The organism is Streptomyces sp. SID11385, from assembly GCF_010548245.1.
Lineage (GTDB): Bacteria > Actinomycetota > Actinomycetes > Streptomycetales > Streptomycetaceae > Streptomyces.
Window position 1 is genome coordinate 1 of the sequence record NZ_JAAGLR010001068.1, and the last position, 14,258, is coordinate 14,258.

Consider the following 14,258-nt stretch of genomic DNA (forward strand, 5'->3'; position numbering starts at 1 on the left):
CGGAGCGGTCGGCGCGGGCGGGGTGGTCCGGCCGCGGATCTCGGCGGTGAGGATGTCGATCCGGCCGTGCAGCATCCGTCGTACGTAGCTGAGTTCGGCCTCCTCGCGGCCCGAGACCCGTCGCAGCTCACGCAGTTCGGGCAGCGTGAGCCGCCCGAGGCGGGCCGCCGGCTCCTCGGCGTCCGTCTCGCGCGGGCGCGGCGCGCAGGCCGTGACCCAGGCGTGGGCGGTGCCCTCGGCGCGCGTGGTGGGGGCCGCGAGGGCCCCGGGGTGTCTCATGGCTGAGCTGTTCATGTGTTTCCGTCCCCTCGACCGCGCCTCGCGGCGCTGAATGCATTCTGCTCCCGCAGGGCGGCCGTTGTGTCCAACTGGCCGCATTCGCGGGGCGTTGAACCGTTAGCGACCGCTTTATGTGCGCACGTCCGGAGCGGGATGCGGAGTTCGCGCACGCGAGCGGGATGCAGCCATGTAGCGCAGCGCACGAGGGCGTACGGGATGGAGCAGGGGCGGCACGGGGGGCGGCCGGGACCGGGCGGCGTGCGCCCCTGAGCGCCCCCTTGGCGGTTCGCGGGCGGGACGGGTGCGGCTTCCGCCGGGGGCGGTGAGGGGGCGGAGCGGCCCCTCCGCCGGGGGGCGGTGCGGCTTCCGCCGGGGGCGGTGCGGTCTCCTGCCGGGGGCGGCAGGCGGGGCGGCCGGTGCGGCGCGGTTCAATGGGGCGTATGCGTGCGGTGGTGCAGAGAGTGGACGGGGCCGGTGTCGTCGTCGGCGGCGAGGTGGTCGGGGAGATCGAGGGGGAGGGCCTGTGCGTCCTCGTCGGGGTGACGCACGAGGACACCCCGGCCAAGGCCGCGCAGCTCGCGCGGAAGTTGTGGTCCCTGCGGGTGCTGAGCGACGAGAAGTCGTGCTCGGACACCGGCGCCCCGCTCCTCGTCGTGAGCCAGTTCACGCTCTACGGCGACGCGCGCAAGGGCCGCCGCCCCACGTGGAACGCGGCGGCCCCCGGCGACGTCGCCGAGCCGCTGGTGGCCGAGGTCGTACGGTGCCTGCGCGAGCTGGGCGCACACGTCGAGACGGGCCGCTTCGGCGCCTCGATGCGGGTCACGCTGACGAACGACGGCCCGTTCACGGTCCTGCTGGAGATCTGATCCGGCAGAGGCGCTACGGCTGTACGACTACCTCCTGCGCCGCCGCCGTTTTCTCCGCCAGCAGCGGGGCGTCGACCGGGACGTTGCGCTTGATGAGGCCGAGGGCGATCGGGCCCAGTTCGTGGTGGCGGGCCGAGGTGGTCACGAAGCCGAGGACGCGGCTGTCGGGGCCGTCCGTCGCGAGGCGGAGCGGGGCGCCGTGCGGCGGGAGGTGGACCTCGCTGCCGTCGAGGTGGAGGAAGACGAGGCGGCGCGGGGGCTTGCCCAGGTTGTGGACGCGCGCGACGGTCTCCTGGCCCCGGTAGCAGCCCTTGTCGAGGTGGACGGCGTTCGCGAGCCAGCCGACCTCGTGCGGGATGGTGCGGTGGTCGGTCTCGAAGCCGAGCCGGGGGCGGTGCGCCTCGACGCGCAGCGCCTCCAGGGCGAGCAGCCCGATCGCGGGCCCGGCGGCCTCGGCGAAGGCGGCCAGCTCCGTACGGGGCAGGAAGACGTCCCGGCCGTCCGGCGTCTCGCGTACGGCGGCGGCGTCGGGCGTCGGCGTGATCGACCCGGCGGGCAGGTGGACGACCGCGTACTCCTCGGTGCGGTCGACGACCTCGACGCGGTAGAAGAACTTCATGCTCTCCAGGTAGCCCGCGAGGGCCTCGCGCGTGCCGGGCTCGACGTGGAGCCACGTCGTGGTGCCGTCGTCGACGAGCGAGAGGTGGTGCTCGACGTGGCCGTTGGCGGAGAGGATCAGGGCCTCGGTGGCCTGCCCGGCGGGCAGCTCGCTGACGTGCTGCGTGAGCAGCAGGTGCAGCCAGGCGAGCCGCTCGGGCCCCTCGACGGTGAGCACGCCGCGGTGCGAGAGATCGACGAAGCCGCGCCCGTCCGCGAGGGCGCGTTGCTCGCGGAAGAGGTCGCCGTAGTGCGCGGCGACCCCGGCGTCCACGCCTTCGGCGGCGACGGCTCCGGGAAGGGTGAGGAGCGGGCTCTGCGACTCGGTCGTCTTCATATCCACGAAGGGTACGACCCCGGCGCGGCCCGGGTTATTCCGGCGCCGTACGGGTGTGCTCGACGCGCTCGCCGGGCGGGGGCCCCGCGTGCCCGGGGTGCCCGGCCCGGTCACCGGGTGCGTGCGCGCGGTCCTCGCGGCAGTTGCGGCAGCGGCCGAAGATCGCGAAGTGCTTGAGGTCGGTCTCGAAGCCGAACTCCTCGCGGAGCTTGCGCGCGAAGGCGTCGGCGCTCGCGACCTCGGTCTCGATGACGTCGGCGCAGTCCCGGCACACGAGGTGCAGGTGGTCGTGCCGGTCGGCGAGGTGGTACGTGGGGGCGCCGTGGCCGAGGTGCGCGTGGCTGACGAGGTTCAGCTCCTCCAGGAGCTCCAGCGTGCGGTAGACGGTCGAGATGTTGATGCCCGAGGCCGTCTTGCGCACCTCGCAGAGGATGTCGTCGGGCGTCGCGTGTTCGAGCGCGTCGACGGCCTCCAGGACGAGCTGGCGCTGCGGCGTCAGCCGGTAACCGCGCTGCCTGAGGTCGCTCTTCCAGTCGGTGCTCACCACACGACCAGTGTAGGCGCGGGCGCGGAAAGCGGGACCGGACCGCGAGAAGGCGGCTCCGGCCCCGTACGAGAACCCGTGCCGGGGCCTGACGGCGGCCCGCGGCGGGACCTGCTTGAAGCGGCGGGACCTACTTGAAGAAGGCGATGCCGTCGTCCGGCATGTCCGGCAGGTTGCGGGCCATCTCGGCGACCTGCTCGGGGGTCACGACCTTCTTGAGCTGCGCGGACATGTACGGGCGCAGGCTGACCTCGGGGGTCTGCTTCTCGCCGACCCACAGCAGGTCGCCGTTGACGTACCCGTACAGGCGCTTGCCGCCGCTGTACGGCTCGGCCGCCTCGACGCGGGCCACGGCGTCCGTGACGAGGTCGATCTGCGGCTTGCCCTCGGCGAGTTGCCCGTACCAGACCTCGACGACCCCGGCGTCACGCGTCATGACGGTCTCGACCTGGCGGTCCTTGCCGATCCGCCAGAAGCCCGACTCGGACTCCAGCGGGCCCACCTTGTTGCCGTCCTTGTCGAGCACCCAGCTGTGCGAGGTGTACTCCAGGAAGTCCCTGCCGTCGTGGCGGAAGGACAGCTCCTGCCCGAAATTGCACTTCTCGGCGCCGGGGAAGTCGAAGACACCCGCGCCGGCCCAGTCGCCGAGGAGCCAGGCGAGGGGGACGAGGTCGCGGTGGAGGTCTGAGGGGATCTCGATCATGATGTGCGGCTCAGCGATCTCTCGGGGTGGTCTCTCGGGCGACGGTGATCAGCGCTGGCCCTGGTACAGCTTCTTCAGCGAGAGGCCGGCGAAGGCGAGGACGCCGACGCAGACGAGCACGAGGAGAGTCGTGTAGATGGCCTCAAGCATGAAGTGCTCCTTGGGAGGGGCGGACCGCGATCGCGGGACCCGGTGGTCGGGCGGCACTCAGCTTAATCGGAGGCGGGAGCGGGGGCGGGGCGAGGGCGGCCGGGTGGGGGTACCGGGCCGCCCTCGGCACTCGGGGCGCGGCGGCTCGCGTCGTTCAGTAGAGGAGCTGGCTCTGGAGGACCACGGTCTGATGGAAGGGGAGGGCCGGCGTCTTGCCCTTGCGGTCCATGATCACGAACGCCACCGTGTCGCCGGCCTGGATGTACGCGTGGCGTACCTGCCGCGCGCCGAACGGGGCCTCCTCGGCGTACGCGGCGGTGATGCCGAGGCGCACCTTGGGGCCGGCCTGCTTGCTGCCCTGGTCGATGTAGCTGAGGGAGGAGCCGAGGGGTTCGACCTCGGGGCTCCAAGCGGTGTCGATGGCGGACGTCTGGTAGTAGGACGCCTGCGCCTGCCCGGGGAAACGGAGCAGGTAGACGCGGGTGTGCGTACCGTCCGGCGTCGTCCAGCCGCGCGCGGTGACCTGACGCAGCCCGCCGCCTTCGAGGTTGTCGCGCAGCTCCTTGCGGTCCTCCTCGCGGTACTCGGCGAGGTAGCGGTCCGTGGGCACGACGCCGCCGGGCAGCGCCTTGTCCGCCTCCGCCCCGGCGGGAGCGGGCAGCAGCAGGTCGCGCGGGTCGGCGAAGTGCAGCCCCGCGCGGTTCGCCTCGTCACCCGGACGCGGCTCGCCCTCGCGCAGGGCGGGCAGCGAGAGCGCGGGGTAGTCCCAGCGGCCGTCGCCCTTGGTGGAGAGCCCCGGCACGTCGTCGCGGTGCATCGCGGTGACGTACGCGGCGGCGCCACCGCCGAGCCCGGCGCACAGCACGACGGCGAGCCCCCAGCGGACGGCGGCGCGGAAGCGGGGGCGCGTACGGAGAGGGGGACGGGGCGGGGCGGGGGGCTCCGCGACGGCGGAGGGCTCCGCAGCAGCCGCGGTGTCCGTGGCGGCCGGGGTGTCCGTGGCGGCCGGGGTGTCCGTGGCGGCCAGTGCGTCCGCTGCGGCCGGGCTGTCCGTGACGGCCTTCTTCTCGGCCGCTTCGTCCGCGGGGGGCGGTCCGGCGGGGATGGGAGGCAGGAGCTGGTCGGTCATACGGCGGTCCCCGTGGACTTGAGGCGGTCGAGCTGGCGGGCGAAGAAGGCGACGGCTGCGTGGGAGTTCAGCGGGTCCGCTCCCGTGGCGTCGATGGCGACGCTGAGATCACCGTGCCAGGCGACGCATGTCAGACGTGCGAGATCGACCGCGACACCATCGGTGTCCTCCATCCCGGGCATCCGGAAACAGGCGGCGTCCTTCGCGTGCCCGGGCACGGCCGGCCCCTTCTTGAGGTTCTTCTCCATGGCCGCCACGCTCGGCTTGAGGACCGACGCGGCGGGCTTGCCCCCCTTGGACTGCGAGAGGCTGACGATGTAGACCGAGTCGTCGGGCGCCGCGTAGCTGCGCACGGCCAGGGCGCGGGGCGCCGAGGTGCGCACGACTCGGTCCACGCCCTCGCGCTCCTCGGCGCCGAGTCCCTGCCCGGCCGCCGCCGAGGTGAGCCACTGGGCGATTTCCCTGGAGCTCAGCTCGACGTCGTCGCTCCCCTCCGTCACGTACGGGCCGAGCGCGTAGCCGTCGGGCACCGGCAGGAGCTGGCGCTGGAGCTTCCCCTGCGCCGACCCCTTTCCGTACGTGCTCTTCGGCCGTTTCGCCGCCGGGGCGTTCGTGTCCCACTGCTGGGTCGCGACGGTACGGTCCGCGCCCTCCGCGCTGTGCTTCGCGTACGCGAAGGAGCCGACGCCTCCGCCGACGAGCACGACGGCGGGAAGCGCGTAGCCGAGGACGGCGCGGAGCCGGGGGCGCCGCTTCCGTACAGGCGCGGCCCCGGCCGGTTCCACGGCCTCCGACGGCGCAGTGCCGGCCTCCGCCGACGCAGTGACAGCCTCCGCCGACGCCGTGGCCCCGGTCGGCTCCGCCGGTTCCGTGGCCGCCGCCGCAGGGTTGACCGGTGGTTCCTTCTCGCTCACAGGCGCTCCCACTGCTTCTTCGCGGCCTCCGTCAGCTTCGACTCACTGACGGGTGACGTGCCGAAGAAGACCATCTCGATGTTGACGTTCCCGCGCGAGCCGAACACGGCTCCGCCCCACATGGGCGGGTAGCCGGCGTGCGGAGGCTCCTTCCAGCGGAAGACGGTGGTTCCGGGGGCGACATCGTCGGAGCTGGTCCCGTCATCCAGTTGGAAGTACGCGCCGTTGTCCATGGCCCGCTGCGCGGCGTCGTTCTTCGCACCCGGCCGGAACTCGATGAGCCGTACGTAGCCGTACAGTCCCCCGCCATCCGTCCAGTTCTCGCCCGCGAAGCGGACCGCGCCGGTGCGGACCAGCTCCGCCAGCGTGTCCCCGGCGTCGTCGTACTCGACGGCGTACTTGGCGATGTCGTCGGTACGGAGGGTGCCCTTGCCGAAGACCTCCTTGCCGGCGCGCTTCCAGCCCTTGGGCGGGGCGACCACCAGCCGGTCCAGGCCGCCCCGGTACACCAGTTGGTGGTCCTGGTTCTCCTCCAGGGGCGGGCGGGAGCCCTTCGCGTCGGCCGGGAGGGTCTTCTTCGGGTAGCTCAGCCCGGACTGGGCGAGCGGTGGGAGCGGCTTCGGGTGGCGGTCCGCCTGGACGTGGTAGCCGTAGGCCGTGCCGCCGCCGAGGCCGAGCACGGCGGCGGCGACGAGCAGCAGCGTGGTCGCTCCGCGCGGGCGGCCGGTTCTCGTCCCCTCCCCCGCCTCGTCTTGCTTCCTGCGTGCGCGCAGGTTCACGCAATCCCCCCAGGGATGTCAGAAAAGTGATCTTTTACCAAAAACTATGGGTGCATCGTGCAACCACGCACACAGAAGACCCACAATCCCCCCGAGGAGTTGTACACCCCACCGTTACGATTCGGCCATGGCAAATAAGCTGGTGATCAAGGTGACGGCGGGTGCCGACGCGCCCGAGCGCTGCTCGCAGGCGTTCACGGTCGCCTCGGTGGCGGTCGCGAGCGGGGTCGAGGTCTCGCTGTGGCTCACGGGCGAGTCGTCGTGGTTCGCGCTGCCGGGCCGCGCGGCGGAGTTCGAACTCCCGCACGCCGCGCCGCTCCCCGACCTGATCGAGGCGATCCAGGCGGGCGGCACGATCACGCTGTGCACCCAGTGCGCGGCGCGCAGGGACATCGCGCAGAAGGACGTCCTGGAGGGCGTGCGGATCGCGGGGGCGCAGGTCTTCGTCAGCGAGATCATGAAGGACGGCGTCCAGGCACTGGTGTACTGACGGGGGCGGCGGGTCGATGGGGGAACCGGTGGCGGAACTGTTGCGGTCGGCGCGCGGACTGTGGGCCGAACTCGCGGGTGTGCCAGGGGAGTTCCCCTCGGCGACGGGTGAGGTACGGGTGGCCGTCGCGCCGGACTCGGGGCTGTGCCCACGCGGCTGGGTGGGCATGGTGACGCTCGGCGGGGCGACGCTCGTGACCGTGCCGGACGAGGCGACGGGTGAACTCCTGCACGGAGAACGGATTTTCACGGAATCCGCGCTGCGCGGGCGGCTGGCGGTCGCGTCCGTGCTGGGGCCCGCGACGCTGTCGTACGTATCCCGGGCGGCGTTCTCGCCGGTCGCACCCGACGCGTTGCGAGTGGAGCAACTAACGGTTAGTCAGGCGAACTTGGGCGAGCTGGAGCGGGTGCCGGGGGAGGAGGACGCGGCCGAGGCGGACCTCGGCGGCATCACGTCCCCCGCCTTCGTCATCCGCGCGCACGGCCGCCCCCTGGCGGCGGCGGGCTACGCCCGGTGGCCGCACCGGACGGCCCACCTCTGCGTCCTCACCGCGCCCGCGGCCCGGGGCCGTGGCCTGGCCCGTACCGTCGCCTCGGCAGCGACGGCCCACGCCCTGGCCGCCGGGCTCCTGCCCCAGTGGCGCGCCCGCCCACTCGCCTCCTGCCGCGTGGCGGCGGCGCTGGGTTACGAGGAACTGGGCGCGCAACTCAGTCTGCGGCTGGGGTAATGGGAAGGGGCGGCGGGGCTCACCGCGCCTTGCGCAGCACCCCGTCGCGGATTTCCTCGTACGCCTCCGCCGGGCGGGCGAAGTACGTCCACGGGGGCGAGCCGATGCGGCCGTCGATCAGGCGGAACTGCTCCCGCGCCTCGCCGTACCGCTTCTGCTCGGCCAGGAAGAACGCGACGAAGTGGCGTACCTGCGGGGCGGTCCGCGCCTCGGGCGCGGCGGCGAGCGCGCGGAGCGCCGCGTCGGTCGCCGCCCGCGCCCGCGGGCTCGTGAACGGCTCCTTCAGGTCGCTCTTGTGCTCCCAGCGGGCGAGGAGCGGCAGGAGCACGAGCATCGACTCGGGCGGCGCCTCCGCCGCCGCGCTCTCGGCGAACTCCATCGCCAGTTCCCGCGATCCGCGCCACTTCGCGCACCAGTACTGCAACGCCGACCAGTGGGCCTGGAAGTGGTACGGGTCGAGCGCGACGATCCGCGCCCACAACTCCCGCATGTGCTCGTGCGGTTCGCCCATGCCGAAGGCGAGCGAGATGGAGTCCACCAGCGGGGTCGGGTCCTCGGGGTTCAGCGCGACGGCGCGGTCGACGTCGGCGCGTGCCTGGTGGAGCACCTGGTGGAAGCCCCGGAACTGCTCGGCGGTCGTGTGGTCGGCGGTGAGCGAACCCCGGATGTCCCAGGCGAGGAAGACCGTCGAAGCACCCCGTACGAGAGCGGCCTCGGGGTCCTCGGGCCGCGCCCGTTCCCAGGCGGCGAGCCAGGCGTCGTCCTCGGCCGCCCGCTCCGCGAGCCGCGAGACGCAGGTGCGCCGCAGCCACCAGTCCGTGCCGCTCGCCCGTACGAGCGCGGCGGCCGGTTCCCACTCCCCGCGCACCACGGCCTCGACGGCGGCCTCGACACGCGGATCGGGGGCCGCGGCCCGCTCGGTGTCGAGCCGTTCGCGCGGCAGGAACCCGGCTGCCTCGGCCCGCGCCCGGACCCGCGCCTCCCGCGCGGCCACCGTCGTGTCGCGCGGCACCACGGCCCCGCCCCCCTTGTCCCGCCGCTGCTTGCGCCACGACAGCAGCAGGGACACCAGCATCACGGCGAGTGCGCCGCCCACCACGGTCATACGAGTCCGTCCTTCGGTGTGTGCGGGCCGTCCCCCAGCGCGCACAGCGCGCGCAGCGGCCCGGTGTCGGGGCGGTCGGCAAGCGCCGCCTCGATCGCGTGCTCCAGTGCGGGCCCGCCGTCCTCGCGGCTCCCGGCACCCTCCTCCAGCGGCGCCCCGCCCTCGCCCGTGAGCACCGCCGCGTGCGGGCCCTCCCACGAGAACTCCCAGCGCAACCGCCCCCGTACGGCGAAATCGGCGAGCACCATGCGGTGCAGTTGCGCGCGCAGGAGGGGCCGCAGCATCGCCTGACGCGCGCGGCCCTTCGCGGCGCGGGTCTCGGCGGAGGCGGGCAGGTGGCGGGCGAGTTCCCACAGCTCGCCCGCCTCGATCACGGCGAGCAGCGTGGGCAGTCCGGCCGTGCCCTTCTCGCGCACGAGGGCGCGGGGCAGCGGGGCGTCCTGGTCGCCGAGCCGGTCGTTCATGGCGCGGGTGAGGAGGTCGGGCCAGTCGGCGGCGCGCGACCACGTACCGGACTGGAAGGGCGGCGCCTTGAGCGCCACGTCCTCCAGCGCGACGAGCACCGTTTCCGGCGTGTCGAGCAGGGCGAAGGCGGCCTCGCGGCCCTCGTCGGTGCGCCCGTCGTCGGGCAGTTCCTCGACGCGGCGCACGCGCGCGGCGAGCGGCGGGTGGGAGTCGTACGGCGAGGCCGGTTCGTGCGGCAACTCGCTGCGCATCTCGACGAGTTCGAGCTGCCGTGCGCCGAGGAGGCGCCCGTAGCCGCCGAAGATCTCGCCGCGTGGCGGCAACAGCAGCTGATCGGCGCCCGCGAAGGCGTAGCGGTCGAGGTAGAAGCCGAAGGAGGCTTTGAGTGCGGGGAGTTCGCGCAGCGCCGAGGCGGTCGCCGTGCGCCCGGCGAGGCGGGCGGCGAGGAGGTCGGCGGCGTACTCCTGACGGCGGGCGTCCTGGAGGGTGACGCGGAGGACGAGCGTGCCGTAGCCGATGTACATCTTGGCGAGCCAGCGGTGCAGGAAATTGCGCTTCTTCGCCTCGCCGCCCTCCTTGCCCTCACCTTCCTGGCTCTCGCCCTGCAAGTGGACGACGGTGCGGCCCACTTGGCCGCGCACGCGCGAGGTGAGCCCGCTCAGGCGCGTGTCGGCGTGGGCGTAGTGGCCCAGCTCGTGCGCGAGGACTCCGCGCAACTGCGCCTCGGTGAGGCCCTGGACGAGCGGCAGTCCGAGGTACAGCTCCCGCCGCCCCGGTACGAGGCCGAGCAGCCGGGTGCGTTCGGTGACCGAGGCGTTGACGTCGGCGGTGAGCAGGATGCGCGCGGGCGCGCGGGTGTCGGCCGCCTTCGCGAGCTTCCGCACCAGCTCCCACAGCCTCGGCTGCTCCTGCGGCGTCAGCTCGACGCCCGGCGGGTCCTCGCCGCGCGGCGTACGCACGAGCGCGAGGCCGCGGACGAGCGGGACGGCGATGACGACGGACAGGATGACGAGCCGGATGATCCCGATCCCGTGGTGCCCGGAGGTCAGAAGGGCCCAGTCCCCGAGGCCGAGCAGCGCGAGCAGCACGAGGCCGATGAGGTAGAAGCCGGCGAGTAGTACGAGAGCGCGCAGCGCGCGCGTGAATGCGCCCATCGGGCGTGGTCCCCCCACGGAACACGGAAGTGGAATCGGCCAGGCCGTGGGCGGTGCGCGCCCGGGGTGAACCGGGGGCATCGGACGCGAACGGCGAGGTGAGGGGAGTATTTCCCGCGAGTTGCGTGCGAGGCAAGAAGGATTGGTGAAGCTGCCACGTACGTCCCGTTTGGTACGGGGCGGGGCGGGGCGGGGCGGGCGCGTGCCCGGCGGGTGCTCAGCGGCGCTTGCGGCGTTCGCCGGGGTCGTCGCGGTCGTTGTCGTCCTTCTCGTCCCACCAGCGGTCCTCGGGGCCGCGCCGGTTGGCGACGATGGCGGCGACGGGCGGGATGACGAGGGCGACGACGCACATGGCGATGGCCGCCGGGACGGACCAGATGCGGACGAAGGCCCAGGCGGAGACGAAGAGGACGAGGCAGATCCCCATCATGAGGAAGTAGGCCCGCCGTCGTCGTGTGTACATCCCTCCACGGTAGGACGCCCGGAGGAGGGCGGCACGACGGGCGGGGTACCGGCCTCGCGACCTCCACGCGCCCGCCTCGCGACAGCCGTTCCGGACGGCGCGAAGGGCCGTGCCCGTTGTGTCAGGAAGCGTCCAACCCCCTGGGGCACGGCCCTCCGGCCGGCTCGGGGCCCCCGCGCGTCACCCGCGGGAGCCGTACCGCCTGCTCAAGACCGCTCAGACGGCGATCGCGACCTCCGCGAGCCCGCCCTGCTGCGCGACGACGGTGCGGTCCGCCGTGGCGCCGGGGACGAGGGCGCGTACGGTCCAGGTCCCCTCGGCCGCGTAGAAGCGGAACTGCCCGGTCGCGGAGGTCGGGACCTCGGCGGTGAACTCGCCCGTCGAGTCGAGGAGCCGCACGTACCCGGCGACGGGCTCGCCGTCGCGGGTCACCTGCCCCTGGATCGTCGTCTCACCGGGCTTGATCGTCGAGGCGTCGGGGCCGCCGGCCTTCGCTCCACACATGAACTACTCCTGTAGCGGGTCGGGGTGGGTGGTACATGAGGACTACGCGCGCGTGCGTAGTCCCCCGGGACTACTTCGCGGCGCCGAGCTCGATCGGCACGCCGACGAGGCTGCCGTACTCGGTCCACGAACCGTCGTAGTTGCGGACGTTCGGGACCTCAAGAAGCTCGTGCAGGACGAACCAGGTGAGGGCCGAGCGCTCGCCGATCCGGCAGTAGGCGATCGTGTCCTTCTCCAGATCGACCTGCTCGTCGGCGTAGAGGGCCTTCAGCTCCTCGTCCGACTTGAAGGTGCCGTCGTCGTTGGCGTTCTTCGACCACGGGATGTTGCGGGCGCTCGGCACGTGCCCGGGACGCTGCGACTGCTCCTGCGGCAGGTGCGCCGGGGCGAGCAGCTTGCCGCTGAACTCGTCGGGCGAGCGCACGTCGACCAGGTTCTCGGCGCCGATCGCGCTCACGACGTCCTCGCGGAAGGCGCGGATCGAGGTGTCCTGCGCCTTGGCGGTGTAGGTCGTCGCGGGACGGGCCGGGACCTCGGAGCCGTCGACGAGGTCGCGGGAGTCCAGCTCCCACTTCTTGCGGCCGCCGTCGAGGAGCTTGACGTCCTGGTGGCCGTAGAGCTTGAAGTACCAGTAGGCGTAGCTCGCGAACCAGTTGTTGTTGCCGCCGTAGAGGACGACGGTGTCGTCGTTCGCGATGCCGCGCGCGGAGAGCAGCTTCTCGAAGCCCTCCTGGTCGACGAAGTCGCGGCGCACCGGGTCCTGGAGGTCCGTCTTCCAGTCGATCTTGACGGCGTTCTTGATGTGGTTCTTGTCGTAGGCCGAGGTGTCCTCGTCGACCTCGACGACGACCACCTTCGGGTCGTCGATGTGGGCCTCGACCCAGTCGGCGTCGACCAGGACGTCACTGCGGCTCATACTCTTCTCCTCCGTCGTGCGGGTCGCGGGCGGCTGTGCGCCCGGCAGGGGTGCGCGAAGTGCGGGATGTACGGGGCGGTGCGGCCCGTACCGGGAGCGGGGGCGGGCGGGCCGGGGCCGGGAGGTCCGCAGGGAGGCGTCACGCACCGGTGTCGCGGACCGCTTCGGGGCTCTCGGCGCGGGATCGCCGCCCGCGCGGGCGTCAGGAAAGGCGACAGAGCATGGCGGCGACGCGGCACAGGTCCACTGCCCGCCGCTTCGTGAGGTCCGCCTGGTGCGTCATGGGTCCGATCGTAGGGACCGATTCCGGGACATGTCACCGTCCGTTCGCATGGTGAGACGATGTTGTCCGCGATACGGGCACCGCAGCTCAGCGGGCGTCCTCGCGCAGGTCGAGGTCCTTCCCCGAGAACCGCACGCGCAGGCCGTCGCCCGCGGCCCGTACGGAGTCCAGGCGCAGCCCCTCGGGCAGCTCACCGGCCTTCTGCTCGATGTCGAGGGAGTGCCCGGACGCCCCCGGCAGCGGGATGCCGAGGTCGGGGAGGGAGTCCGCGTGCAGGACGAAGCGGTCGCCGCCCTTGAGCGAGACGGAGCACAGCACGGTGAAGGTCCCGGGGAGCGCGTGCCCGAGGACGCTGCCCTCGACGCCCACGGCGATGCGGCCCTTGCCGCCGTCCTTGAGCGAGGCGACCTTCGCGGAGACGCCGGAGGCCACGGGGATCTCCTCGTCGCCGAGGGACTTCACGAGATCCCGGTACGTGATCCGCGCGGTGCCCGAGGCCGTCTCGACACGCGCCCGCTCGTAGTCGCCGTCGAACCGCACCCCGCCGAGCGCGGCGTCCACCCGCGCGACCCTGACCCGCCCCCGCTCGGTGCGCGCCCGGTACCCGTCCAGACGGACATCGACGTGCTCCATCCGCCCGGAGACGACCTGCGTGAGAAAGGGGAACCCGCGGATGCCCACGTCGGCGTGCTCGACGCCCTCCCGCTCCTCCACCCGCTGCGCGGCCTCCCCCTCGGCCCGATGGTGCGCCCACCGGTCGGCGAGGAGCCCGCCCCCACCGAGGAGGACGACGAGCACGACGACTATTCGCAGGAGACGCATGACGAACGGTTACCCCCAGAATCCATCCGGCCCGCCGCACAATCCGGGCCGCGCACGACGAAGGCCGCGCCCGAACGCCGGCCGCACCAGAATCAAGCCCCTCCGGCGCTTGAGGAGCGGGGCCCGGGGCAGAGGCCGCCCGGCACTGGTTCACGCCACAAGGACCCCGAGCCACCACACCACCGGCGCCGCCGCGGCCAGCGGCAACGCCACCCCCGCCGTCATGTGCACGAACCGCGACGGATAGTCGTACGACGCCACCCGGTGCCCCACCACCGCGCAGAGCGCCGCCGCGAGACCCACGACCGCACCCGCCCCGGCCCCGAGGCCGCCGACGGCCCCGCCGAGCACACCGGCCACGACCCCCACAACCACCGCCGCGAGGAACGACGCCGGCAACGGCAACCGCACGCTCCGCGCCACGATCGCCCCCGCCACCCCGAAGGCCCCCGCGACCACGGCCCCCGAGTCCGCCGCGAGGAACCCCGCCCCGCACACGGCGAGCGCGGACGAGACGACGGTCGCCATGAGCCCGTACAGCCGCTCGTCCGGCGAGGCGTGGCTGCGCAGCTGGAGCACGACGCACAGCAGCACCCACACCCCCGCCGCGCCGATGATCGCCCCCGGCCCGGAGTCCGCCGCGAGGACCCCGATGTCGGCGACGACCCCGCCGAGGAAGGCGAGCGCGATGCCCTGCCGCGCGGGCCACATGCCGTTGAGCCGGAACCACCCGGCGGCCGTGACGGCCTGGAGCACGACGAGCGGCAGCAGCAGCCCGTACGAGCCGAGCGCCGCGCCGCCCGCGAGGAGCAGCGCGAGCACGGCGGTGAGCGCGGCCGGCTGCGTACCCGGGTAGATGATCGGCGAGCGGCCCTCGGCACGGGCGCGCTGCGCGTCGGAGATCCGCGTGTTCCCGGCGAGCGTCGCGGGCCCGAACCCGCCCCCCGCCGGAGCGGCGAGCGGCTCCGCGG

General features: G+C 73.3%; 15 protein-coding genes and 2 pseudogenes. 3 read left to right on the top strand and 14 right to left on the bottom strand.

The features are described from left to right. Positions 1-279, bottom strand: a pseudogene (locus G3I42_RS32830) (ABC transporter substrate-binding protein); the annotation flags it as partial. A gap of 440 nt (positions 280-719) precedes the next feature. On the opposite strand from G3I42_RS32830, the gene dtd reads away from it, so the two are divergent. Then, on the top strand, positions 720-1,145 hold the full coding sequence (gene dtd / locus G3I42_RS32835; RefSeq protein ID WP_164291326.1) for a D-aminoacyl-tRNA deacylase: 426 nt from the start codon (positions 720-722) through the stop codon (positions 1,143-1,145). A 13-nt stretch (positions 1,146-1,158) separates the two neighbouring features. On the opposite strand, the gene G3I42_RS32840 is transcribed toward dtd, so the two are convergent. The 6 genes from G3I42_RS32840 to G3I42_RS32865 form a co-directional block, all read right to left on the bottom strand. Then, positions 1,159-2,139: a folate-binding protein YgfZ gene (locus G3I42_RS32840; RefSeq protein WP_164291327.1), complete on the bottom strand. Its 981-nt coding sequence runs from the start codon at positions 2,137-2,139 to the stop codon at positions 1,159-1,161. A gap of 34 nt (positions 2,140-2,173) precedes the next feature. After that, positions 2,174-2,686 (bottom strand): transcriptional repressor, encoded by a 513-nt coding sequence (locus tag G3I42_RS32845; RefSeq protein WP_164291328.1) that lies wholly within the window; start codon positions 2,684-2,686, stop codon positions 2,174-2,176. Positions 2,687-2,813: 127 nt separating this feature from the next. Continuing rightward, on the bottom strand, positions 2,814-3,386 hold the full coding sequence (locus G3I42_RS32850) for an FABP family protein (RefSeq protein ID WP_164291329.1): 573 nt from the start codon (positions 3,384-3,386) through the stop codon (positions 2,814-2,816). A 304-nt stretch (positions 3,387-3,690) separates the two neighbouring features. Then, positions 3,691-4,665: a hypothetical protein gene (locus tag G3I42_RS32855; RefSeq protein ID WP_164291330.1), complete on the bottom strand. Its 975-nt coding sequence runs from the start codon at positions 4,663-4,665 to the stop codon at positions 3,691-3,693. Next, positions 4,662-5,579, bottom strand: coding sequence for a hypothetical protein (locus tag G3I42_RS32860; protein WP_164291331.1), 918 nt, complete (start codon positions 5,577-5,579; stop codon positions 4,662-4,664). Before G3I42_RS32860 ends, G3I42_RS32855 begins: the two co-directional genes overlap by 4 nt. Next, entirely contained in the window at positions 5,576-6,358 is a 783-nt protein-coding gene (locus tag G3I42_RS32865; RefSeq protein ID WP_164291332.1) for a hypothetical protein, read from the bottom strand. The genes G3I42_RS32860 and G3I42_RS32865 overlap by 4 nt, the downstream gene beginning before the upstream one ends. Before the next feature lie 127 nt (positions 6,359-6,485). Between G3I42_RS32865 and G3I42_RS32870 the strand changes: the two genes are divergently transcribed. Further along, on the top strand, positions 6,486-6,848 hold the full coding sequence (locus tag G3I42_RS32870) for a DsrE family protein (protein WP_164291333.1): 363 nt from the start codon (positions 6,486-6,488) through the stop codon (positions 6,846-6,848). A gap of 28 nt (positions 6,849-6,876) precedes the next feature. Then, positions 6,877-7,575: a GNAT family N-acetyltransferase gene (locus tag G3I42_RS32875; RefSeq protein WP_343244728.1), complete on the top strand. Its 699-nt coding sequence runs from the start codon at positions 6,877-6,879 to the stop codon at positions 7,573-7,575. 19 nt (positions 7,576-7,594) lie between these two features. On the opposite strand, the gene G3I42_RS32880 is transcribed toward G3I42_RS32875, so the two are convergent. From G3I42_RS32880 to G3I42_RS32910, 7 genes and pseudogenes are all read right to left on the bottom strand, one after another. Further along, complete coding sequence (locus G3I42_RS32880) at positions 7,595-8,680, bottom strand: DUF4034 domain-containing protein (protein WP_164291335.1); 1,086 nt, start codon at positions 8,678-8,680, stop codon at positions 7,595-7,597. Further along, positions 8,677-10,299 carry a M48 family metallopeptidase gene (locus G3I42_RS32885; RefSeq protein WP_164291336.1) on the bottom strand — a complete coding sequence of 541 codons (1,623 nt, stop codon included), beginning with the start codon at positions 10,297-10,299 and terminating at the stop codon, positions 8,677-8,679. The genes G3I42_RS32880 and G3I42_RS32885 overlap by 4 nt, the downstream gene beginning before the upstream one ends. Before the next feature lie 217 nt (positions 10,300-10,516). Then, positions 10,517-10,762 carry a DUF3099 domain-containing protein gene (locus G3I42_RS32890; protein WP_164291337.1) on the bottom strand — a complete coding sequence of 82 codons (246 nt, stop codon included), beginning with the start codon at positions 10,760-10,762 and terminating at the stop codon, positions 10,517-10,519. 216 nt (positions 10,763-10,978) lie between these two features. Beyond that, the gene (locus tag G3I42_RS32895) at positions 10,979-11,266 is read right to left on the bottom strand and encodes a DUF1416 domain-containing protein (protein WP_007824091.1); all 288 of its coding nucleotides are present in this window, start codon (positions 11,264-11,266) and stop codon (positions 10,979-10,981) included. Between the two features lie 70 nt (positions 11,267-11,336). Beyond that, complete coding sequence (locus G3I42_RS32900; RefSeq protein WP_164291338.1) at positions 11,337-12,182, bottom strand: sulfurtransferase; 846 nt, start codon at positions 12,180-12,182, stop codon at positions 11,337-11,339. Positions 12,183-12,552: 370 nt separating this feature from the next. Then, positions 12,553-13,287 (bottom strand): DUF2993 domain-containing protein, encoded by a 735-nt coding sequence (locus tag G3I42_RS32905; RefSeq protein WP_164291339.1) that lies wholly within the window; start codon positions 13,285-13,287, stop codon positions 12,553-12,555. Between the two features lie 150 nt (positions 13,288-13,437). Continuing rightward, positions 13,438-14,258: pseudogene (locus tag G3I42_RS32910) on the bottom strand (hypothetical protein); the annotation flags it as partial.

Excerpts from the sequence above, each read along its gene's own strand:
- dtd (WP_164291326.1), top strand. The coding sequence starts at position 720 with ATGCGTGCGGTGGTGCAGAGAGTGGACGGGGCCGGTGTCGTCGTCGGC.
- G3I42_RS32890 (WP_164291337.1), bottom strand. The coding sequence starts at position 10,762 with ATGTACACACGACGACGGCGGGCCTACTTCCTCATGATGGGGATCTGC.
- G3I42_RS32885 (WP_164291336.1), bottom strand. The coding sequence starts at position 10,299 with ATGGGCGCATTCACGCGCGCGCTGCGCGCTCTCGTACTACTCGCCGGC.
- G3I42_RS32905 (WP_164291339.1), bottom strand. The coding sequence starts at position 13,287 with ATGCGTCTCCTGCGAATAGTCGTCGTGCTCGTCGTCCTCCTCGGTGGG.
- G3I42_RS32855 (WP_164291330.1), bottom strand. The coding sequence starts at position 4,665 with ATGACCGACCAGCTCCTGCCTCCCATCCCCGCCGGACCGCCCCCCGCG.
- G3I42_RS32895 (WP_007824091.1), bottom strand. The coding sequence starts at position 11,266 with ATGTGTGGAGCGAAGGCCGGCGGCCCCGACGCCTCGACGATCAAGCCC.
- G3I42_RS32880 (WP_164291335.1), bottom strand. The coding sequence starts at position 8,680 with ATGACCGTGGTGGGCGGCGCACTCGCCGTGATGCTGGTGTCCCTGCTG.
- G3I42_RS32870 (WP_164291333.1), top strand. The coding sequence starts at position 6,486 with ATGGCAAATAAGCTGGTGATCAAGGTGACGGCGGGTGCCGACGCGCCC.
- G3I42_RS32900 (WP_164291338.1), bottom strand. The coding sequence starts at position 12,182 with ATGAGCCGCAGTGACGTCCTGGTCGACGCCGACTGGGTCGAGGCCCAC.
- G3I42_RS32840 (WP_164291327.1), bottom strand. The coding sequence starts at position 2,139 with ATGAAGACGACCGAGTCGCAGAGCCCGCTCCTCACCCTTCCCGGAGCC.
- G3I42_RS32850 (WP_164291329.1), bottom strand. The coding sequence starts at position 3,386 with ATGATCGAGATCCCCTCAGACCTCCACCGCGACCTCGTCCCCCTCGCC.